The organism is Vibrio algicola (assembly GCF_009601765.2).
In the GTDB taxonomy this organism is placed as follows: domain Bacteria; phylum Pseudomonadota; class Gammaproteobacteria; order Enterobacterales; family Vibrionaceae; genus Vibrio; species Vibrio algicola.
The window spans coordinates 1,836,572-1,858,348 of record NZ_CP045699.1 but is presented as its reverse complement, the minus strand read 5'-3'; the positions used below and the strand labels follow the sequence as shown (position 1 = coordinate 1,858,348).

Sequence of the window (21,777 nt, the reverse complement as noted above, 5' to 3'; positions counted from 1 at the left end):
ATGATAAATGAAAATATTACTGAGTAATGATGATGGCGTGCATGCGCAAGGTATCAATACATTGGCGCAAGCGTTGTCGGATATTGCTGAAGTGATCATAGTGGCGCCAGATAGAAACCGCTCTGGAGCCTCAAATTCATTAACTCTTGAAAACCCGTTACGAGTCAATCAAATTCGCCCGAATGTCTACAGCGTACAAGGTACGCCAACTGATTGTGTGCATTTTGCATTAAATGAATTAATGAAAGACGAATTGCCAGATTTGTTGGTTTCCGGCATCAATCATGGTGCCAATCTTGGTGATGATGTGCTGTATTCCGGCACTGTCGCCGCGGCGATGGAAGGGCACTTCTTAGGTATACAAGCGATTGCGATTTCACTGGTCGGTCATACCCATTTTGAGAGCGCAGCCCAAATTGCAAAAGATTTGGTATTGCAACATGTGAAACACCCTATTCCTAGGCAACAACTGATCAATGTCAATGTGCCTGACCTAGCGTTAGAACAACTGGCCGGAACAAGCGTAACTCGACTGGGTGCTCGTCATCACGCCGAAGATATGATCAAGCAACTCGATCCGAGAGGGCAAGAAGTTTATTGGTTAGGGCCTCCAGGTAAAGAAGCCGATAACGGTGAAGGCACCGATTTCTATACGATTGAAAAAGGCGAAGTATCAATCACGCCATTACGAGTTGATTTAACTGCACATAAAGCCATTGCGGGTATGCAGGATTGGTTGAAGTAATAACGCGGTTATCTTTTACCTTACGGATTTTCATTTTAATAAAGACAATACACAGGCAATAATGAAGAATATTAAAGCCCATCAATTAGCTGATTTTTTAATGGATAACGGCATCAATAACCCTCAAATTTTAGAGGTGATGCAAACTCTGCCAAGAGAGTATTTTTTGCCTCAAGCGATGCGTCATCAAGCTTATGACAATAATGCGCTTCCTATTGGTGCAGGGCAGACTATCTCTCAGCCCTATATTGTGGCAAAAATGACGCAATTGTTGGAACTTAAACCGCATAGCCGAGTATTAGAAATTGGCACCGGATCTGGTTATCAAACGGCTATTTTATCCAAATTAGTGGATCACGTTTATTCAGTGGAGCGGATCAAGTCTTTGCAGTGGAATGCTAAACGCTTATTAAAGCAATTGGATGTTTACAATGTATCGACCAAACATGGTGACGGCTGGCAAGGTTGGGCGGCAAAAGGTCCTTATGATGCGATTATTGTTACCGCAGCAGCGGCACACCTACCACCTGCTTTATTTGACCAATTAGCCGAAGGGGGGCGTTTAATCATCCCAATCGGTGACCAACAGCAAAATTTAATCAAAATACAAAAGCGACAAGGTGAGTGCCTATCTACTTTGGTAGAAGCGGTAAGATTTGTCCCTTTAATATCTGGGGACTTAGCCTAAATTGAACAGAAATTCGATGTTGCACTGGATGAAATGGAGCGCCACTATTTTGGCTTTATTGTCATTATTATCAGGTTGTGCGCTAAATGGTACAAAAGACGGACGCGGCAGCTTTAAGGGTAGCTACTATCAAGTGAAAAAAGGCGACAGTGTGTTTACCATAGCCTATATGGCAGACAAAGATTTTAATGAAATCATCCGCTTTAACCACCTAAAACCCCCTTACACTATCCGCCCAGGTCAGAAGCTAAACCTATGGCGCACAGCTTATGTTCCACCATCATTTGATGGAACCGGCGCAGGGGGGAGTCAAAATAAGGCTTCATCTAAGACTAAAGTGGTGCAAAAACAATCATCGACAGCTGTTGAACAATCGAAATCAGAAGAGTATGTTGGTAACACAAGTAAACAAAGTGTTAATCAAAATGTCACTGCAACGACACAACCAAATGAAAAAATAGATAAATGGGTGTGGCCAACCAGAGGACGAGTAATATCTAAGTTTGCTTTAGGTGACCAAGGTAACAAAGGACTCGATATTGCTGGGCAACGAGGTCAAGATGTATCCGCTACCGCATCAGGGGTGGTGGTATATGCGGGTAACGCACTTCGAGGCTATGGGAATCTCATTATTATTAAACATAATGAAGACTATCTCAGCGCTTATGCTCACAATGATAGCTTGCTAATAACAGAAGGACAAAGTGTAAAAACTGGCCAGAAAATTGCAACAATGGGCAGTACCGGTACCAATAGTGTTCGGTTACATTTTGAAATTAGATACAAAGGTAAGCCGGTTAATCCAAATAACTACTTACCATAAGGACATATTAAGTTGTTATGTCTTGCTAACTTAATTCGCCAGGGGAGGCGCTTATGAGTATCAGCAATGCAGCAGTTAAAACCAACGACATCGATAATAGAAAATTTGATGTTAAAGCAGTAGAAGCCAAAACTCGCAAGGAAGAGAAAAAAGGCGAGTATGAAGTCTCGGCCAAAAACCTTGATGCCACTCAACTTTACTTAGGTGAAATCGGCTTTTCTCCTCTACTGACCGCAGAAGAAGAAGTGCTTTATGCACGCCGAGCTTTACGTGGTGATGCCGCAGCTCGTAAACGTATGATTGAAAGTAATCTGCGTTTAGTGGTTAAGATTTCTCGTCGTTATAATAGCCGTGGTTTAGCGTTACTCGATTTAATCGAAGAGGGAAACCTTGGCCTTATCCGCGCGGTCGAAAAATTTGACCCAGAAAGAGGTTTTCGCTTCTCGACTTATGCGACCTGGTGGATCAGACAAACCATCGAACGGGCGTTAATGAATCAAACCCGTACCATTCGGTTGCCAATTCATGTGGTTAAAGAGTTGAATATCTACTTGCGTACTGCGCGTGAACTGGCGCAAAAACTCGATCATGAACCAACCGCAGAAGAAATTGCAGAAACGTTGGATAAGCCAGTGGGTGATGTGTCAAAAATGCTGCGCTTGAATGAGCGTATCAGCTCTGTCGATACCCCAATTGGTGGCGATGGTGAAAAAGCCCTGCTAGATATTATCCCTGATATCCATAATTCAGATCCGGAAGTGTCTACTCAAGATGATGATATTCGAAATTCATTAATCAATTGGTTAGATGAACTCAACCCAAAACAAAAAGAAGTATTAGCGCGCCGCTTTGGACTTTTAGGCTATGAGCCCTCCACTTTAGAAGAAGTTGGTCGTGAAATTAATCTAACTCGTGAACGTGTGCGTCAAATCCAAGTTGAAGGCTTACGTCGCTTAAGAGAGATCTTAATGAAACAAGGCTTGAATATGGAGTCATTGTTTAACGTTGAAAATGATTAAACGAAACGCTAATGACTCATTAACCCAATCTAAGCTAAGCCAAGAAAAGCTAAGAATAGAATAGAAAAATACAGTACAGAAAAATAAAAGGGAAGCCAGCGTGGCTTCCCTTTTCTATTTTTAGGCTATCAAGCTATTTAACTTCAATCAGATCATCCGGTTTCCAGCTAAGATCGAAGTATGCTTTGGTTGGGCCAAATAAGCGGAATAAGAAGAACCAGCCTTTATTAGGGGCTTTGTTGCGTAATTCAAATTTAGAGGTGACAACACTAGAATGGTATTATTTCAATCAATTCGGTAAGTTTTAGGCATACCTAGCCCTGTTAGTTTATTTAAAGCTTTGATCATTGCGTAAGCTTCCCCAACTTGGGCATTATAATTTCTTAAGCTGAGTGTTCCGCCCAATAGCTTTTTCACTCGATGCATTGCCGTTTCTGAAATTGACCTTTTATGATACCCAAACCGTGTTTTCCACTGCTTATTAGAACCATAAAACTGTTGAAACCCGACGGATAAATTTCGTGGATGTCCCTTTTCCCAAAAGACTGCACCAAGTCTTGGAGGCACAAGTGGGGTGGCTTTTTTGATACGAATGGCTTCATAGCATTGTCGAGTATCGTAAGCACTATCGCCTGATACTTTTAAGATCTTTCGACGTGTTTGCTTTAGTAAATTAGGTAGAACGTCTCCGTCACTGACATTCGAGAAAGTGAGTTCTGCCGCAATAATTTCATGAGTAACGACATCAACACCTATATGTAACTTACGCCAGATCCGGCGCTTCCCATCAGTTCCATGTTTCCTGACTTTCCATTCACCCTCGCCGTAAACCTTGAGGCCAGTAGAATCAATGGCTAAGTGTTGTATCGTGCCACGAGCTTTCGTTTTGAATGAGACTTCAACCTCTTTAGCCCTACGACTAATACAAGAATAATGAGGGCAAGTGAGCGGGACATTAGCAAGTTGAAATACAGAATCAATAAATCCCTGCAATGCTCTTAAGGGCATTGAAAATATACGTTTTACCATAAGCGCTGTTGTTATTGCTAAATCACTGAAAATACGAGGTCTACCACGTAGCCCTTGTTTAGCTTCTTTCCATTCTTGGATAGCTTCTTCATCAATCCAGAAAGTCAGTGAACCACGTTTAATCAGTGATTGATTATATAACTTCCAGTTTTTGGTCTTATAACGAGGTTTTGGCATGAATATCGATGGTTTAGTGGGGAGTAAACGATCTGATCGTCAGTTTCACATTTAGTTTCATCGAATTACGCAACAAAGCCCTAAAAAACAAGTAATTATTAATACTGTGATCTAAGGGTAATTATTATGAATAGAGATGAAAAAAAGGGAGGGAGTACTCTTTCTTGATGTTTTTAAGGGTTAATAAAACTTGGTTAATATTGAGCAGTTCAATATCAATAAGATGATTCATTGGCTGGTTTGAGTTAATTATCTCGAGTGGCGAATGTTTATGTCGATACTCGAGATAATAAGGTTAGCTAGAAAGTGCCGTTACTTTAGTCGTCAGTAAGGCTTAGAGTAAAATCACCGTACCACTACATAGCCCTGAACTCATAGCAGCGTTTTTAAGCGATACAATGCCTCTAATGCTTCTCTTGGGCTCATATCATCGGGATTAATTTGGCTCAATGCTTGCTCCACTTCACTTGGATCGGGGATCAAACTCAACTGTTGCTCAACTCGTACCGGTTTTACGCCCGTATTATTTTGCACCGCTTTTTGCTGACCAAGTGATTCAAGTTGCTTAAGTTTGTTTTTGGCTTGGGTGATCACTTGTTTGGGAACACCGGCCAAACTGGCGACCGCTAAACCATACGATTTACTGGCCGCGCCTTCTTGTACCGCATGCATAAAGGCGATGGTGTCACCGTGCTCGATGGCATCAAGGTGAACATTAGCCAGATTATCAATTTGGTTTGGCAGCTCGGTTAATTCAAAATAATGGGTGGCAAATAAGGTCAGCGCGCCAATCTTGCTCGCCAACCATTGCGCACTGGCCCAAGCTAATGACAAACCATCGTAAGTGCTGGTCCCGCGGCCAATTTCATCCATTAGTACCAAACTATTTTTAGTCGCATTATGCAAAATATTGGCAGTTTCGGTCATTTCGACCATAAAGGTAGAGCGGCCAGAGGCAAGATCATCTTGCGCGCCAATACGGGTAAAGATCCGATCAATCGAGCCGATAGTGGCGGACTCGGCCGGAACATAACTGCCAATGTGAGCCAATAACGCAATTAAGGCCGTTTGACGCATATAAGTCGATTTACCCCCCATGTTAGGACCGGTGATGATCAGCATTTGACGCTGCGGATTTAATTCAATCGGGTTGGCAATAAAAGGTTCGCTTAGCACCTGTTCGACCACGGGGTGACGACCGGCGGTAATGCTCAAGCCAGCGGTTTTAGTCATCGTTGGGCGACAATAGTTAAGGGTGTCGGCGCGTTCGGCTAAGTTTTGCAGTACATCAAATTGAGATAATGCCGAGGCGAGATTTTGCAACGCTTCAAGATCGGGTATCAATAAGTCAAATAACTCTTCCCATAAACGTTTCTCTAGTGCCAGCGCTTTGGATTTCGAATTAAGCACTTTATCTTCATGCTCTTTAAGCTCAGGAATAATGTAGCGTTCGGCATTTTTTAAGGTTTGACGGCGCACATAATGCGGAGGCACTAAATGGCTTTGACCGCGGCTAACTTGAATAAAGAATCCGTGCACATTGTTGTAACCAACTTTTAAGCTCTCAATGCCATGACGTTCTTTTTCATCTGCTTCCATTTTATCTAAGTAATCTTTGGCACCATCAGCCAAATTGCGTAATTCATCTAACTCGGCGTTGTAGCCTTGTTCTAATACGCCACCATCACGGATCACTACCGGCGGATTTTCTTTTATTGCTCGCTCCAGTAATTCACAAATTGAATCCATTGGCTGGGTTAGAGCGGTGAGTTTTTGCAGATAGTCATGCTTAAAATCGGCAGAAAGAGAGGCTAATTCCGGCAATTGTTGCATGGCATTTCGTAAGCGAGCCAGATCTCTTGGGCGAGCAGAGCGCAGTGCCAAACGGGCTAAAATACGTTCAATATCGCCAATGCCTTTTAATACAGGATGCAAATCAGCAAAGTAGGTGTTTTGTTTTAATTCGCTGATGGCATCAAGACGCTGATCCAATACTCGGCTATTACGTACCGGCTGATGTAGCCAACGCTTAAACATCCGGCTGCCCATTGGAGTGGCGGTGTGATCAAGTACTTCTGCTAATGTGTTATCGCTACCACCGGCAAGGTTTTGGGTGATCTCTAAATTACGGCGAGTGGCGGCGTCTAAGATAACTGAATCATCTTGTCGGTCTAAAGTTAGCGAGCGAATATGCGGCAGGGCGGTGCGCTGGGTATCTTTTACATATTGAATTAAGCAACCGGCGGCGCATAAACCGAGCTTGGCATTTTCTACGCCAAAACCCACTAAGTCGCGTGTGCCAAATTGCAAGTTGAGTTGTTGCTTGGCAGTATCGAGCTCAAATTCCCAGATCGGGCGGCGACGTTGACCTTTGGTTTTTTCCAATAACTCACGGCTGGCAAAATCTTCTGGATACAATAATTCTTTCGGTGAGGTTCTTTGTAACTCAGCTTGCATTGCTTCAAAGCTTTGTGGCTCGCATAACTGGAAGCGGCCCGAAGTCATATCTAAAGTGGCGTAACCAAATTTATCGTCTTGCTGGAAAATAGCCGCGACTAAGTTATCGATCCGCTCTGGCAATAAAGCTTCGTCGGTGACAGTGCCAGGAGTCACAATGCGCACCACTTTACGCTCAACCGGCCCTTTGCTGGTGGCAGGATCGCCAACTTGCTCACAAATGGCGACCGATTCACCTAATTGGACTAATTTGGCGAGATAACCTTCGACTGCATGATAAGGCACGCCCGCCATTGGAATAGGCTCGCCAGCAGAAGCGCCACGCTTGGTGAGTGAGATATCCAATAACTGGGAAGCACGTTTAGCATCGCTGTAAAACAATTCATAAAAATCGCCCATACGATAAAACAGCAAGATGTCAGGGTTTTCCGCTTTTAAACGTAAATATTGCTGCATCATAGGTGTATGTAATGCTTTTGTGGCGTTGTTTTTAGTGGCTTCTTTTGGCATTTAGGTACCATAAATCAATAAGTTATGAGTTTTCGGGATTTTCAATAAGTCCCACTAAGTATCAAAAGGTTTCATTGTAGCGCGATAATTAGTGTAGGTAAAAGTATGGTTTTTTTTATTTCCTATACTGGCTTTGTTGCGTAATTCAAATTTAGAGGTGACAACACTAGAATGGTATTATTTCAATCAATTCGGTAAGTTTTAGGCATACCTAGCCCTGTTAGTTTATTTAAAGCTTTGATCATTGCGTAAGCTTCCCCAACTTGGGCATTATAATTTCTTAAGCTGAGTGTTCCGCCCAATAGCTTTTTCACTCGATGCATTGCCGTTTCTGAAATTGACCTTTTATGATACCCAAACCGTGTTTTCCACTGCTTATTAGAACCATAAAACTGTTGAAACCCGACGGATAAATTTCGTGGATGTCCCTTTTCACAAAAGACTGCACCAAGCCTTGGGGGCACAAGTGGGGTGGCTTTTTTGATACGAATGGCTTCATAGCATTGTCGAGTATCGTAAGCACCATCGCCTGATACTTTTAAGATCTTTCGACGTGTTTGCTTTAGTAAATTAGGTAGAACGTCTCCGTCACTGACATTCGAGAAAGTGAGTTCTGCCGCAATAATTTCATGAGTAACGACATCAACACCTATATGTAACTTACGCCAGATCCGGCGCTTCCCATCAGTTCCATGTTTCCTGACTTTCCATTCACCCTCGCCGTAAACCTTGAGGCCAGTAGAATCAATGGCTAAGTGTTGTATCGTGCCACGAGCTTTCGTTTTGAATGAGACTTCAACCTCTTTAGCCCTACGACTAATACAAGAATAATGAGGGCAAGTGAGCGGGACATTAGCAAGTTGAAATACAGAATCAATAAATCCCTGCAATGCCCTTAAGGGCATTGAAAATATACGTTTTACCATAAGCGCTGTTGTTATTGCTAAATCACTGAAAATACGAGGTCTACCACGCAGCTCTTGTTTAGCTTCTTTCCATTCTTGGATAGCTTCTTCATCAATCCAGAAAGTCAGTGAACCACGTTTAATCAGTGATTGATTATATAACTTCCAGTTTTTGGTCTTATAACGAGGTTTTGGCATGAATATCGATGGTTTAGTGGGGAGTAAACGATCTGATCGTCAGTTTCACATTTAGTTCCATCAAATTACGCAACAAAGCCGGTTGGAAACGTCGCAATTGGCGTAAAGCAAATAAAAAACCGATAGCTCATCAAGACCTTTGGGAGCTAGTGGATAAACGAAGTGCAGATAAAAAAGTTGAGGTGAGGAAAGTCGCTGCCTGTTCCGCAGGAAAAGGTGCTGCTTATAGATACGCGCTTGCAGCGGCGAATCGTCAATTATAATAAGAATGAATCACTTGTTGGCATAGCCAGCAGGTGTTTTTTTGTTGTTACTGGATTTGAAGGTGGCATTGAACACTACAAGTTACAAAACGGTATTTTTCTACGTGCCAGGTAATCACATGGGAACCAATAACATAGGAGGACGTCCCATGAGATTTCTAAAACTAAAAGAAGTAATGCAAAAGACCGCCCTTAGCCGTTCAGCGATTTACAGAAAAATGAATGATAATAACTTTCCGCAATCAATCAATTTAGGTGATAGAGCCGTCGCTTGGGTGGATAGTGAGGTTGAGGATTAGATGGAAGCGTGTTTGGGAGAACGTGGAGTTAGGGAGCGATAGCTTTCACCGAAATGATGAGTGTGAAGAGGATGTTGATGCTTTCTCTTCATGTTTTACGTAATGCTTAAACTAAGAATCGAACACATTGTAACTTATTCTTGTCGGGTGGACGACACCTGTTACCAAGTGCCGTCTCCCTAAGAACCCAGCGTGCAACTTTCACTGCACTGTGCCTTTTGGCCACAGCGTATTAACCACTTCCGCTGCTTGTGAAATTACGCATCTGACGTCGATTCACTTCTGTTCATCATACTGACTCCCTAGCACTTACCCGATTTATGTGGTTATCAGGAGGAGCTTCCTCTCGCGATTCAGTTCCCGTCCATCAGATAGACTTTGTTACATTGTCAGGCTCGCTTCTCACGCCCCAAAGTTTGTTGCGCTTCTAAATACGTTACAGATAGCCAGCTAGTTTTGATATACAAAAAGTAATGTGTAGCAAAACGCAAGTCCTGCCCCCACCACTACTTCTCTAAGTGATTTAGAAAGCCAAATCACTAGGGTCCAGAAAATGAGTTAGGAACTATAAATATGTAACCAAAACTACTTAGCCACAAGATAACAAAAGACAACAAGATGAGGCTGACAATGCCAGCCACAACAGTCACTGTTATCATTCGAATGATAATACACTGATGGTATTTACAAAATGCTCAAATATAACTATCACCATCGATAGCTTACATTAAGCGATCCGCCCCATTCACTACCGTGCGTAGATTCAGTCGCAGTGACCCCCCCATTAATTTGAACAGCACTAGTCACATCACTAGTCAGCCCCAAACCCACCGTTATAGAGTTTTCTCCACGACTCTGCCCGACAAAATCTTGCTTGTAATTGGGGTTTGAAACGAGCCCAGCGCTCACTTCATGTTCGTTATTTTTATTAGCATACCAATCATGCTCATAACGAATGTACGCTTCTGGATAAATAGCATAATTTTTGGAAAGGCTAGCAAAAGTAGCGCTGAGTCCAAGTGATGTAATAATTGATTGTGCATCACTGTCATCCAGCTGCAGACTTAAGCTTGGGTCGTCGCCCTTCTCCGAAAAACCTTCTTGCTTAAAGTAGACATAGTTAAATCCTAGGCCAGGCGATAACACCACCCAATCATTACTATACCAATTCGTTGTTGCCATTATCCCAGCATAAAGACTGTGACTATTATAATCCGCAGTCGCGTTAGTACTCAAATTAGATAGCTGCACACCGCGCGATGACGAGTGATTGCCATAAGCATAACCAAGTAGTGATTTTAACTGCCATTGACCCAGATCAGGCTGATTCAAATACAAACCTAAGTGATAAGCCTTATTCGAAAACGTCACGCTCGCACTATCATGCTCATCCATGTCATAGGTTCCAGTAGAAAAATACATACCTAACGTCGCTTTATCGAATTCAGCAATATCTCCCCCTAAAGTGAGGTGCGATAAGTTATAGTCGTAATCCCCTAAATGTTCTTCACCTTCAACATCCCCTTGAATTTTACCGATATCTAACCACATACGCTGGCGGGTAGCTGGTGTAGTATCCTTGATAGCGCCATCAACGTTAGGAGAAAAGGCTTTCCTTCCTACCTGAGAAAATACTGAGTTCATCACCATATCAGTGTGTTCAAGTGCAACCGTCATGTTTGAGGAATAAGGTTCGGCATGAATGGAATTCAAGTGTGATGATACTTGATCATTAGTGAGGGTACTAAGTGCTGATTGTGTATTGCCCTGAGCATGACTAGCAGCAACCACAAGTTTGGCTGCACTTTGCTGGTTTGGTGTGGTAACGCCTTGGTGAGCCGTTAATGATTGTGCCGGTAGTTCAGTTAGTTGAACACTGACTTGATTATCGGCACTGGGTGTTTTTACTTGTGCAGCCGCTAACAAAGCGGGCATATTACCACCCAAAGTGATGCTAGGCTTATCCACATCAGCCGTTGCACCATCTTGTAAAAAGACCAAATCATAGACACCATCGCTGGCTGCGCCACCGGTTGCGTAGTCATTGGCGGCTAAAGCGGTTTTGGCCGAATTTAATTCAATATTAAGCGTATCAAAGCCGGTGATGTCTGCTCGCTTAATGAAAAGTTCATTTGAGTAAGATTTTATGCCTGTTCCTACAATAACTTCAGTTCCGTTGGGGTCTATATTAGAGATAAACGTATTACTTCCTGACCAAGCAGCCAAATCAAAATTAAATGCCATTCCTTGAGCGTATTTTTTGCTCCCGCCTGATTGCGCGATTAGGCCGGGGTTAATTGTCGAATTATTATTCACCCAAAGCAATGCACGATCATTGCCAAAGTCGACTGAGCCCGAAATGGTCGAATCTGTAACACTTAAGGTAGACAGGTTAGAAAAGTTAATTCCACGTCCCTCGTAGGTACTATCGTTTATTGTCAGTCCGGCTACATAGGTTTCGGCGGTGACATTACTTAAGCTCACGGTAGCGTTATCGATATACCAGTCTGACGCTTGAAACTTAGCATTGCTGTCGCCTGTTATCGTTGTTGTTCCGTTATTAAAATAAAAGCCACCGTAGCCCTCCCATGGCGCAGCGTCTTTAGATTGGCCACTGAATATGGCGCTGTCACCAAGCTTAATCGTATTATCTCCTTCGAAGGTGACCGCCCCTTGGATTGTGGTGTCGTCTGTTGAAAAATGACGATAGGAGCGGAAAGAATTATTATTACCCAATGTTATGGTGGAATTAGTAATTGTTGGATTAGTCAGGTGTAAATGGGCGAAAAATGGACCGATGAATGTGCCCGATATATTAATGGTGGCGTTATCTATTGTTGATGCCTTGAAGTTAGCATTCGATGTTTCCGAAGTCAGTACAATTTGGCTGTTTTTTATATTCAACGTTGAGCCTGAACTCAGCGTAAGGTTACCGTTGAATTTATTATAAATTTCACTCGTATTTTCAAGTGTCAGATCTGAACCATCAAAGATGTTTAATGATGTTGAGCGAGTAGCAGGGCTATCCCACGCCAGTGAACCAATCTTAATTACATTGCCAGATCCTCGAACATTAATCTCATGATCGCCTAACCAATAGAGTTTACCTTTATTTCCGAAAGTAAGTTGAGATGAATTTAAATTGATCGCATCGTATATCAGTAGATCTGGCTGATTAGAAAGCGTACTTGCCGGAGTGCGGTCTGTGACTTGTAAATGAACGTTATCTAAATTCAAGGTTCGCAGTTCGTATTCATAAGGGGTAGTATTCGGATTATCAGAACCAGGAACAGCGTTTTGAGCAATCGCCGATATGAAAAAAATCTCTGACTTATTTGCTCCTTCGACGTAAAAATTCTGAAGTGGTTTAAGTCCAGTTATGCCAACTGAATCGACATCGGGGACATCTACAAAAAATATGTTATTAAATTGCGTAGAATAGCGCACGCCATCATAGTCGCCCGTTAAGTCGCCCGTTAAGTAGGAGACGAAGAAATCACTCCCTTTATTCGCTTCATATAAATACGTAAAAGCGGGAAAGGATGCGTCCGCGGGGTGTCGCCGTCTATCATCCATCACGAGGGTAGTGGCTTGCACTTGATCTAAGGTTAATGCCATGCTCAAAGTTGTGGCTATGCGTGATAATTTCATTATTTTTATCTTCTTCCCTGCTGACTTAATCTTAAGCTGTAGAAATTCCCTTCTCAGCTTGAACTTTCGTAAAGCAATGTTCAAGGCAAATTAACCTAAAGCATTGAAGCTTTTAGAGTTTAACTTTGAATTAGTAACCCCTTAATTCTAGACAATAAAATAAAAAATGTACTAAATGTCCACTTAACGATTGCACCATTATAGCTGAATAATGAATAGCTGAATAATGACTTGAGTCACAGGTTTAGTGTACATTTGTAACAATTCCTATCTCGGCTTGTGCCCGAAGCAACTTTCATTGTACGGTACTGCAAAATTCTGAATAATCAAGTATGGCTTGAGTCATTTGGATGATGGAAACAGCGTTCCTAAAATTAGCTAATAACAGCTTCAGGCTTACGAGCGTTCAGTGCCACGATAATCACCACTAACACTAAGCAGCCTAAACGATAGACATCAGCGCTAAATAAAATCCCTAATGCCAACAGCAACAATAAGCCACGTTCAACATGAGTAAGTGGTTTTAGTAATCGACCTTCAATGCCTCCTGCAAACGCAAAGATCAAACCTAAAGTGGTGATAATACCGATAAAGAAATGGCTCAATTCACCATCGATCCAAATTAAGCCAGAAAATGCCATCATGGCAGGGATGATGAAGAAACCTTGTGCCAATTTAAATGCCTGAATGGCTGATTTCATTGGCGAAGCACCTGCAATTCCGGCCCCTGCAAATGCGGCTAATGCAATGGGTGGGGTGACATTGGAGGTTTGAGACAACCAAAATACAATCATGTGGGCAGTTAATAAGCCTAAGCCAAAATCATTTAATGCTGGTACCGCCATTACCGACAGCACAATATAAGCGGCAGTCACCGGAAGCCCCATACCTAAGATCACCGCGGCAATCGCGATTAATCCCAATGCTGACCATAAATGACCACCAGAAAGCGCGATCAAAAACTGAGTAAACTGCAGCCCAATTCCGGTTTGACCGACAACGCCGACCACGATCCCTGCGGTGGCACAGGCGACAGAAATAGGAACGGCTGAAATAGCCCCTTCTTTCATACCTTGCAATAATATTGGAAAGGTAATTCGGCTGTGCTTACGCATCATGGCGGCAACTAATATAGCTGCACAGCCAGCAATACCAACTAAAACCGGAGAGTAACTCATTAACAATAAGCTAGTGATGAAAACCAGAGGGACTAAAAAGTGCCAACCTTGTTGCATAACGATGCCAATTTTTTCGGTGACGCTCATGCCTTGTAGTCCAAGTTTACACGCCATTAAATGCACATAAAGTAAGGTGCTGGCAAAATAGAGGATCGCCGGAGCAATCGAGACTAATAAAATATCGCTATACGGAATACCGGTAAATTGCGCCATCACAAATGCACCAGCGCCCATCACTGGTGGCATTATTTGCCCACCGGTCGAGGCAGCCGCTTCAATACCGGCGGCTTGTTCGGGTTTATAGCCTAGTTTTTTCATCATTGGAATGGTGAGCGCGCCGGTGGTAACGGTATTGGCAATCGCCGAGCCCGAAATAGAGCCTAAAGCTGCCGATGCTAATACACTGGCTTTGGCAGGGCCACCACGGTATTTACCCGCCACGGCAAACGCCGCATCAATAAAAAATTGCCCAGCGCCAGTGACTTGTAAGAAAGCGCCAAATAAAACGAAAATGAACACCACACCTGCGGCAATGGCAAGTGGGGCGCCAAATACGCCGTTAGTTGAAAAAATATGAAAACGGATCACTTCTTCAAGCGAAAATCCCTTGCTCGCCACACCAGAGGGAAGTGCATCACCAAAAAAGGCATAGAGTAAAAATAATCCGGCGATAAGTACCATTGTAAAACCGACGGTTCGCCTCGTCGCCTCAAGCAATGCTACGATTAAAATGATGCCAGCGGTTTGATCGATAGATTGCAAACCGTCGAGTAAAAAGCTGATGTCGTCATAATCAAAAATAGTAATTTGATAGGTCGCCCAACAAGTCGCCATAATCAAAGTTATGTCTACTAGACGACCAAGAAAATAAAGGACAGCAGAGCGAGGATCAAACTTAAACAAGGGATTTAATAAAAATGCTAAAGCTAAAATCCAAGCCAAATGAATAGGGCGAAATACAGGGGCGGATAAGGTTGGGTGCAATCCTTGCCAGACTTGAAATGCAGAAAGCGCGATAGCAAAAAAGGTCGCAATTAGGACTAATAAATCTGTGAGGCGCTGATTAAGTGAGCGTGGTTCTGCCATTTCAAACTCCATATGAAAAAACCAAAACAGAAATGAAAATAAGCTCAGTTTAGCGAGGTCATTACTCTGCCAGCTAAACTGAACTTACATAGTGCATATAAAAGGGCTTACTTCTTCATTTGTTCATCAAGGTACTTTTGTGCTCCAGGGTGAAGCGCAATACCAGATAGCTTATTCATATTCTCGAGTGTAGTGAATTTGGTTACCCCTACTACTTGGCGAATTTTAGCCATATTATCGAACGCCACTTTAGTCATTTGGTAGGCCATGTCATCACTCATGTTTTTATTAACCACTAAAACATTCCATACTGCTGGAGTGGTAAATGCCGGCACATTTTTATAGGTCTCAGCGGGGGCTTCTAATGGCTGATAGGAAGGGTTCGCGGCCATTATTTTTGTCATTTCATCGGTGCTAAAAGATAAAATTCGAATTTTACGGGTTAAGGCCAATTCAGTGATCGCACCCACTCCTAAACTACCCACAATAACACCTGCATCAATTTGACCATTAGCGAGTGCATTAGTCGTTGCAGTATAATTTAACGATTGTGGTTTAATGTCTTTTTCCGTTACGCCAAGAGTATTTAAAATATTGACCGAGCTAACACGGGTACCTGAACCAGGAGCGCCAAGTGAAATACGCTTACCTTTTAAATCGGCAATTGAGTGAATGTCTGAATCGGCAGGCACCATAAACTGAACCGCATTTGGATAAAGGGCAAATAATACTGAGACATCCATTTTGCGTGGGAAAGGTTTGGTTCCTTGATTGGCTTGTAAAACCACATTACCTTGAGCAATGCCGACCAACTGTTTGCCAGTGGCGACCTTAATGGTATTTTCGACGGATGCGGCTGTGACTTCGGCGCGCATATCGAAATCAGCAATATTTTCACTCCAAATTTTGGCTAAAATACCACCGAGAGGATAATAGGTGCCGCTTTGACTTCCTGTTCCTATGGTATAACTTGCCGCGAATACCGGCAGTGATATGGCGAGTGATAATGTAATTAAGGCTTTTTTAGCGATGGATTTGATAAAGATTGGTTTCATCATTGTTCGTTTCATTAGTCTACATCCTTATTTTCTAGCAGCGAATAACAATCGAGATGAAAGAGTATAGAACGATGCTTTGTTATTGAGATGTTAATGTCTCAGTTGTGTGATTGTTAACCTGAAAGAAACAACAAAAGTTAAGACAGTTCACAAAATAGATACGGATCAATTTAAAACGTGCATGATCGATTTAAATTATCCAATCAGAACCTAAAGTAAGAAGGGAAAGGCAATGACATTGGCAGAGTTACAAGTATTAAGTAAGCGTGTCGGGATCAAATTAAAGCAACAATCCCAAGTGTTGGTGACGGCAGAATCTTGTACCGGTGGTGGAATTGCTTATGTGATCACCGAAGTGGCAGGCAGTTCGGCTTGGTTTGATCGCAGTTTTGTCACTTACAGTAATGACGCAAAAATGGAAATGCTCGGCGTGAAGCCAGAAACATTAGAGCACTATGGCGCGGTCAGTGAACAAACAGTGCAAGAAATGGCTACTGGCGCACTGCAACATTCCAATGGAACTTGTTCTATTTCAGTCAGTGGCATTGCCGGCCCTAGTGGTGGCAGTGAGGATAAACCGGTAGGGACCGTTTGCTTTGCTTGGCAATTAAATTCAAAACCAATTAATTTTGAAACCGTTGTCTTTAATGGTGACCGTGAAGACATTCGGATCCAAGCCTGTTCACACGCATTAAAGAAATTAGAAGCAATGCTCGATTTATAAAGACTGAAAAAAATTGCACACAGCTATAGACACTGTATGAATCAACAGTATAATAAAAACATATAACGAATCAAAGGAAAGTAAAAAATGGCGAAGCAACTGGACGACAATAAACAAAAAGCACTCGCGGCGGCACTAGGCCAAATCGAAAAGCAATTTGGTAAAGGCTCAATTATGAAATTGGGTGATAACCGTACCATGGATGTGGAAACCATTTCTACTGGCTCTCTAGCGTTAGATATCGCATTGGGTGCTGGTGGCTTACCAATGGGACGTATCGTTGAAGTATACGGCCCAGAGAGTTCAGGTAAAACAACGCTGACTCTTGAATTAATTGCCGCAGCGCAACGTGTTGGTAAAACTTGTGCCTTCATCGATGCCGAGCATGCTCTTGACCCAATCTACGCTCAAAAACTAGGGGTTAACATTAATGACCTGCTTGTTTCTCAGCCTGATACGGGTGAGCAAGCGCTTGAAATTTGTGATGCTTTAGCTCGCTCTGGTGCGATTGATGTTTTGGTTATTGACTCAGTAGCCGCATTAACACCAAAAGCTGAAATTGAAGGCGAAATGGGTGACAGCCACATGGGTTTACAAGCGCGTATGCTTTCTCAAGCCATGCGTAAGCTAACCGGTAACCTTAAGCAATCAAACTGTATGGCGATCTTCATTAACCAAATTCGTATGAAGATTGGTGTGATGTTCGGCAGCCCAGAAACCACGACGGGTGGTAATGCGCTTAAATTCTACGCTTCTGTTCGTTTAGATATTCGTCGTACTGGCGCGATCAAAGATGGCGACGAAGTCGTGGGTAATGAAACCCGCATCAAAGTGGTTAAAAACAAAATTGCAGCGCCGTTTAAGCAAGCGGAAACTCAAATCCTATACGGCAAAGGTTTTAACCGCGAAGGTGAGTTGGTTGATCTTGGCGTGAAGAATAAGCTAGTTGAAAAAGCCGGTGCTTGGTACAGCTATAAAGGCGATAAGATTGGTCAAGGTAAAGCAAACTCTTGCAACTATCTGCGTGAGCATCCTGAAATCGCATTAGAAATTGATACTAAGTTGCGTGAACTATTGTTAACTCCTGCGGTACTCGAGGAGACGGCAGAAGTCGAAGAGCTGGATACGGAAGAGTAACTTAGCTTTCGATGATGTTGAGTCAATGTTCTGACTAGAATTTGAAGCCCTGTTAATTCAGGGCTTTTTAGTATCGGTAGCTATTAGCAGAATCGTAAAAACAGTCGCGATAATAAAAGGTTTTATATGTTCCGTTCAAAATCAAAACTTTCTGCCAAAGATGTGGTGGTGCAATTATTAAGCCGTCGTGATCATGGCGAATTTGAGTTAAAGCAAAAACTGCAAATGAAAGAGTTTGAAACCGCCGAGATTGATGCTGCGATTGCTTATTGCCAACAAAATGGTTGGATGGATGATCTACGTTACGCCAAAAGCCAAGTACGCCAACATGTCTACAAAGGTCATGGCGAAAGACGAATTCGCCAAGCGTTGAATATGAAGCAAGTCGCGGATGATGTGATTGAACAAGCGTTAGATCAAGAGCCACAAGATTGGTTTGAATTGGCAAAAGAATGCGCGGAAAAAAAATTTAAAGGTGTCAAAGCGGTCGATCAAAAAGCCTATGCCAAACAGATCCGGTTTTTGCAGTATCGCGGCTATACCTTTGAGCAAATTAGTTACGCGTTGTCTGAATTTAAATAAGCTTTTACGGCCACAGCTTGAGGTATGGCGCTAGATTATTACACCTTCCTATTTTACTAAACTCCCGTCATCCTTTACAATATCGACAAATTTTTATCTCGAATATTTCCCGGAAGAATTACATGACTACTCGCACCAAATTCATGAGCACCGACGAGGTACGCCGCGCGTTCCTATCGTTCTTTGAAAGCAAAGGGCACCAAATTGTTGATAGTTCTTCATTAGTTCCTGCTAATGATCCGACATTATTATTTACCAATGCCGGTATGAATCAGTTTAAAGATTGTTTTCTTGGCGCTGAAAAACGCAGCTACACCCGAGCGACCACATCGCAACGTTGTGTACGCGCCGGTGGTAAGCACAACGATTTAGAAAACGTCGGCTTTACGGCTCGTCACCATACTTTCTTTGAAATGTTAGGTAACTTCAGTTTTGGTGACTACTTCAAAAATGATGCGATTGCGTTTGCTTGGGAATTCTTAACCGAAGTTCTACAACTGCCACAAGAGAAACTATTGGTGACGGTTTACCAAACCGATGATGAAGCGTTTGATATTTGGAATAAAGACATTGGTATTCCGGCTGATCGCATTGTGCGCATTGGCGACAAAAAAGGCGGCAAAGCTTACGAGTCAGATAACTTCTGGCAGATGGGCGACACCGGTCCTTGTGGTCCTTGTACTGAAATCTTCTACGATCACGGTGAGCACATTTGGGGTGGCCGTCCGGGAACACCTGAAGAAGATGGTGACCGTTTTATCGAGATCTGGAATAACGTATTCATGCAGTTCAACCGTCAAGCAGATGGCACCATGGAACCGTTACCAAAACCGTCGGTAGATACCGGTATGGGGATCGAGCGTATATCTGCCATTATGCAGGGCGTGCACTCTAACTATGAGATTGACGTATTCCAAGCATTAATCAAAGCTGCCGCGAAAGTGATTGGCAGCGAAGATTTAGGCAACCAATCATTACGCGTAGTGGCGGATCATATTCGCTCATGTGCCTTCTTAATTGTGGATGGTGTGATGCCATCTAACGAAGGTCGCGGCTATGTGTTACGCCGCATTATTCGCCGCGCAGTGCGTCATGGTAATAAACTGGGCGCACAAGGTGCATTCTTCTACAAGTTGGTCACCGCATTAATTGACGTGATGGGCAGTGCTGGCGAAGAGCTTAAAAAACAACAACCAATGGTTGAGAAAATCCTGCGAATCGAAGAAGAAAACTTTGCTCGCACCCTAGATCGCGGTATGACGATTTTAAATGAAGCGATTGATGAATTAAAAGATGTGACCGTGCTTGATGGCGAAACGGTGTTTAAACTTTATGACACTTATGGTTTCCCTGCAGATTTAACCAATGATGTGGCGCGTGAGCGTAATGTCACCATTGATGAGGCCGGTTTTGAAAAAGCGATGGAAGCGCAACGTGCTCGAGCTCGTGAAGCTGGGCAGTTTGGTACCGATTACAATAAAGTGATCAAAACAGATCTTGATACTGAATTCCTAGGTTATAGCGATGTGCTTGGCGCGTCGGTTGTGAATGAAATCTTTGTTGAAGGTGAAACTGCAGAAAATATTAGCGCAGGCACCGATGCGATTGTGATCTTAGCGCAAACGCCATTTTACGCTGAATCTGGTGGTCAATGTGGTGATGCCGGTGTGATCACTACTGAGTCTGGCGTATTTGAAGTGATGGATACCCACAAACTGGGTAATGCGATTGCACACCACGGTAAATTAACCGCCGGTGTCATGGCGACAGGGGATGCAGTTCAAACACAAGTGGATGCACTGCGTCGTAACGCGATTACACTAAACCACTCAGCGACTCACTTACTGCACGCGGCATTGCGTCAAGTACTGGGCGAACATGTGACTCAAAAAGGTTCATTGGTTCGCGCTGAAAATCTACGTTTTGACTTTTCACACCTAGAAGCGGTAACCGCGGCAGAGTTGCGTGAAGTCGAGCGTATTGTCAATCAGCAAGTTCGTTATAACCACAATGTTGAAACCAATGTAATGGATATTGCTGCCGCCAAACAAAAAGGCGCGATGGCATTGTTCGGCGAAAAATACGATGACCAAGTTCGCGTATTATCTATGGGCGATTTTTCAACTGAATTATGTGGCGGTATTCACGCGGCTAACACCGGTGATATTGGTTTATTTAAAATAATATCAGAAAGTGGTATCGCGGCCGGTGTTCGCCGTATTGAAGCCGTGACCGGTGAGGCAGCGCTCGATGCCATTGAAAGCCAACAAGCTCAATATGAGCAAAAAGTGGCCGACGGCATTAGCAAAACCAAACAGCTAGAGAAAGAGATTCAGCAGCTTAAAGATAAGTTAGCCTCACAAGCGGGTGCGAGCTTAATTAGCCAAGTGAAAGAAATTTCTGGTATCAAAGTGTTGATCAGCCAACTTGATGGCGCGGATAATAAAGCATTGCGCGGCATGGTTGATGAATTGAAAAACCAAGTCGGCAGTGGCGTGATCTTATTAGGCAACGTAGCCGATGGTAAAGTCGGTTTAATTGCTGGTGTAACTAAAGATCTTATCGGCAAAGTTAAAGCGGGTGAGTTGGTCAACTTTGTCGCTCAGCAAGTCGGTGGTAAAGGTGGTGGTCGTCCTGATATGGCGCAAGCCGGCGGTACCGATGCATCTGCGCTACCACAAGCACTGGTTGAAGCTGAAGCCTGGATCAATGAGAAGCTATAAAAAGAGCTAGCGCTAAAATAAGCTCTTACCGAGAGTGTGATAGGGTGTAGTTGCTCTATGTCGCCAGTTAAGGTAAATCAATAAAAAGCGACGCTGATCTTCAGGGTCGTTTTTTTTGATCAAAACAATGTGAGCAGGTAGACATAAATCAGCATACATCAGATGTAACGTGGCAAATGAAACAGTATCACTAGTGTTTAGATATAAAATTGGTCATAGTGTCTAAAGGCTATCGATCTTTAAGGATTAGAAATCCTAGCTTACCGCTATAACAATGCCTATACTAAGCAGTTGAAAATGATGAAAGTTAATCAGTGTGAGTGGTTATGTTAATCACGGTGGTGTTTGATTGCATTGATTAGCATGAAACAAATGGTAACTATCACTTGTAAATATAATACCGATATGGCAACGGTCGTTTGCTTACATCTTTTAATGATATTTTTACATCCAGATATTTACCCAAGGACAGCTTTTAATAGATAATAGCGCTATTAACGATAATAAATAGAGATTACTCAAGGA

15 protein-coding genes and 1 pseudogene are annotated in these 21,777 nt (G+C 42.9%); 10 read left to right on the top strand and 6 right to left on the bottom strand.

Annotation, left to right across the window (positions count from 1 at the left end):
• Positions 1-7 precede the first annotated feature (7 nt).
• The 4 genes from surE to rpoS all read left to right on the top strand — a co-directional run bounded on the left by surE (position 8) and on the right by rpoS (position 3,275).
• A complete protein-coding gene (gene surE, locus GFB47_RS08505) occupies positions 8-745 on the top strand; it encodes a 5'/3'-nucleotidase SurE (RefSeq protein WP_153447595.1) in 738 nt (245 codons plus the stop codon).
• Between the two features lie 61 nt (positions 746-806).
• Positions 807-1,433, top strand: coding sequence for a protein-L-isoaspartate(D-aspartate) O-methyltransferase (locus tag GFB47_RS08500; protein WP_153447594.1), 627 nt, complete (start codon positions 807-809; stop codon positions 1,431-1,433).
• A 16-nt stretch (positions 1,434-1,449) separates the two neighbouring features.
• Positions 1,450-2,256 carry a peptidoglycan DD-metalloendopeptidase family protein gene (locus GFB47_RS08495; protein WP_153447593.1) on the top strand — a complete coding sequence of 269 codons (807 nt, stop codon included), beginning with the start codon at positions 1,450-1,452 and terminating at the stop codon, positions 2,254-2,256.
• Positions 2,257-2,309: 53 nt separating this feature from the next.
• Complete coding sequence (rpoS, locus tag GFB47_RS08490) at positions 2,310-3,275, top strand: RNA polymerase sigma factor RpoS (protein WP_153447592.1); 966 nt, start codon at positions 2,310-2,312, stop codon at positions 3,273-3,275.
• 285 nt (positions 3,276-3,560) lie between these two features.
• Here the strand turns inward: rpoS and GFB47_RS08485 are convergent, their stop codons facing one another.
• From GFB47_RS08485 to GFB47_RS08475, 3 genes are all read right to left on the bottom strand, one after another.
• Complete coding sequence (locus tag GFB47_RS08485; protein WP_153447591.1) at positions 3,561-4,481, bottom strand: IS5 family transposase; 921 nt, start codon at positions 4,479-4,481, stop codon at positions 3,561-3,563.
• A 372-nt stretch (positions 4,482-4,853) separates the two neighbouring features.
• Complete coding sequence (mutS, locus tag GFB47_RS08480; protein WP_153447590.1) at positions 4,854-7,448, bottom strand: DNA mismatch repair protein MutS; 2,595 nt, start codon at positions 7,446-7,448, stop codon at positions 4,854-4,856.
• A 182-nt stretch (positions 7,449-7,630) separates the two neighbouring features.
• A complete protein-coding gene (locus GFB47_RS08475) occupies positions 7,631-8,551 on the bottom strand; it encodes an IS5 family transposase (protein ID WP_153447589.1) in 921 nt (306 codons plus the stop codon).
• Positions 8,552-8,631: 80 nt separating this feature from the next.
• Here GFB47_RS08475 and GFB47_RS16725 point away from each other — a divergent pair.
• Together GFB47_RS16725 and GFB47_RS08470 are read left to right on the top strand one after the other, a co-directional pair.
• Positions 8,632-8,814, top strand: a pseudogene (locus GFB47_RS16725) (RNase H family protein); the annotation flags it as partial.
• Positions 8,815-8,933: 119 nt separating this feature from the next.
• Entirely contained in the window at positions 8,934-9,113 is a 180-nt protein-coding gene (locus tag GFB47_RS08470) for an AlpA family transcriptional regulator (RefSeq protein WP_153447588.1), read from the top strand.
• 708 nt (positions 9,114-9,821) lie between these two features.
• Here the strand turns inward: GFB47_RS08470 and GFB47_RS08465 are convergent.
• The 3 genes from GFB47_RS08465 to GFB47_RS08455 all read right to left on the bottom strand — a co-directional run bounded on the left by GFB47_RS08465 (position 9,822) and on the right by GFB47_RS08455 (position 16,098).
• Complete coding sequence (locus GFB47_RS08465) at positions 9,822-12,764, bottom strand: autotransporter family protein (RefSeq protein WP_153447587.1); 2,943 nt, start codon at positions 12,762-12,764, stop codon at positions 9,822-9,824.
• 374 nt (positions 12,765-13,138) lie between these two features.
• Complete coding sequence (locus GFB47_RS08460; protein WP_153447586.1) at positions 13,139-15,028, bottom strand: TRAP transporter permease; 1,890 nt, start codon at positions 15,026-15,028, stop codon at positions 13,139-13,141.
• A gap of 107 nt (positions 15,029-15,135) precedes the next feature.
• Positions 15,136-16,098 (bottom strand): TAXI family TRAP transporter solute-binding subunit, encoded by a 963-nt coding sequence (locus GFB47_RS08455; RefSeq protein WP_225874259.1) that lies wholly within the window; start codon positions 16,096-16,098, stop codon positions 15,136-15,138.
• Between the two features lie 226 nt (positions 16,099-16,324).
• Between GFB47_RS08455 and pncC the strand changes: the two genes are divergently transcribed.
• From pncC to alaS, 4 genes are all read left to right on the top strand, one after another.
• Positions 16,325-16,810, top strand: a complete 486-nt coding sequence (gene pncC / locus GFB47_RS08450; protein ID WP_153448195.1) for a nicotinamide-nucleotide amidase — start codon at positions 16,325-16,327, stop codon at positions 16,808-16,810.
• A gap of 99 nt (positions 16,811-16,909) precedes the next feature.
• The gene (recA, locus tag GFB47_RS08445; RefSeq protein WP_153448194.1) at positions 16,910-17,947 is read left to right on the top strand and encodes a recombinase RecA; all 1,038 of its coding nucleotides are present in this window, start codon (positions 16,910-16,912) and stop codon (positions 17,945-17,947) included.
• A 126-nt stretch (positions 17,948-18,073) separates the two neighbouring features.
• Positions 18,074-18,529 carry a recombination regulator RecX gene (gene recX, locus GFB47_RS08440; RefSeq protein WP_153447585.1) on the top strand — a complete coding sequence of 152 codons (456 nt, stop codon included), beginning with the start codon at positions 18,074-18,076 and terminating at the stop codon, positions 18,527-18,529.
• 122 nt (positions 18,530-18,651) lie between these two features.
• Positions 18,652-21,252, top strand: coding sequence for an alanine--tRNA ligase (gene alaS / locus GFB47_RS08435; protein WP_153447584.1), 2,601 nt, complete (start codon positions 18,652-18,654; stop codon positions 21,250-21,252).
• Positions 21,253-21,777 lie beyond the last annotated feature (525 nt).

Excerpts from the sequence above, each read along its gene's own strand:
- surE (WP_153447595.1), top strand. The coding sequence starts at position 8 with ATGAAAATATTACTGAGTAATGATGATGGCGTGCATGCGCAAGGTATC.
- GFB47_RS08500 (WP_153447594.1), top strand. The coding sequence starts at position 807 with ATGAAGAATATTAAAGCCCATCAATTAGCTGATTTTTTAATGGATAAC.
- GFB47_RS08495 (WP_153447593.1), top strand. The coding sequence starts at position 1,450 with ATGTTGCACTGGATGAAATGGAGCGCCACTATTTTGGCTTTATTGTCA.
- rpoS (WP_153447592.1), top strand. The coding sequence starts at position 2,310 with ATGAGTATCAGCAATGCAGCAGTTAAAACCAACGACATCGATAATAGA.
- GFB47_RS08485 (WP_153447591.1), bottom strand. The coding sequence starts at position 4,481 with ATGCCAAAACCTCGTTATAAGACCAAAAACTGGAAGTTATATAATCAA.
- mutS (WP_153447590.1), bottom strand. The coding sequence starts at position 7,448 with ATGCCAAAAGAAGCCACTAAAAACAACGCCACAAAAGCATTACATACA.
- GFB47_RS08475 (WP_153447589.1), bottom strand. The coding sequence starts at position 8,551 with ATGCCAAAACCTCGTTATAAGACCAAAAACTGGAAGTTATATAATCAA.
- GFB47_RS08470 (WP_153447588.1), top strand. The coding sequence starts at position 8,934 with ATGGGAACCAATAACATAGGAGGACGTCCCATGAGATTTCTAAAACTA.
- GFB47_RS08465 (WP_153447587.1), bottom strand. The coding sequence starts at position 12,764 with ATGAAATTATCACGCATAGCCACAACTTTGAGCATGGCATTAACCTTA.
- GFB47_RS08460 (WP_153447586.1), bottom strand. The coding sequence starts at position 15,028 with ATGGCAGAACCACGCTCACTTAATCAGCGCCTCACAGATTTATTAGTC.
- GFB47_RS08455 (WP_225874259.1), bottom strand. The coding sequence starts at position 16,098 with ATGAAACGAACAATGATGAAACCAATCTTTATCAAATCCATCGCTAAA.
- recX (WP_153447585.1), top strand. The coding sequence starts at position 18,074 with ATGTTCCGTTCAAAATCAAAACTTTCTGCCAAAGATGTGGTGGTGCAA.
- alaS (WP_153447584.1), top strand. The coding sequence starts at position 18,652 with ATGACTACTCGCACCAAATTCATGAGCACCGACGAGGTACGCCGCGCG.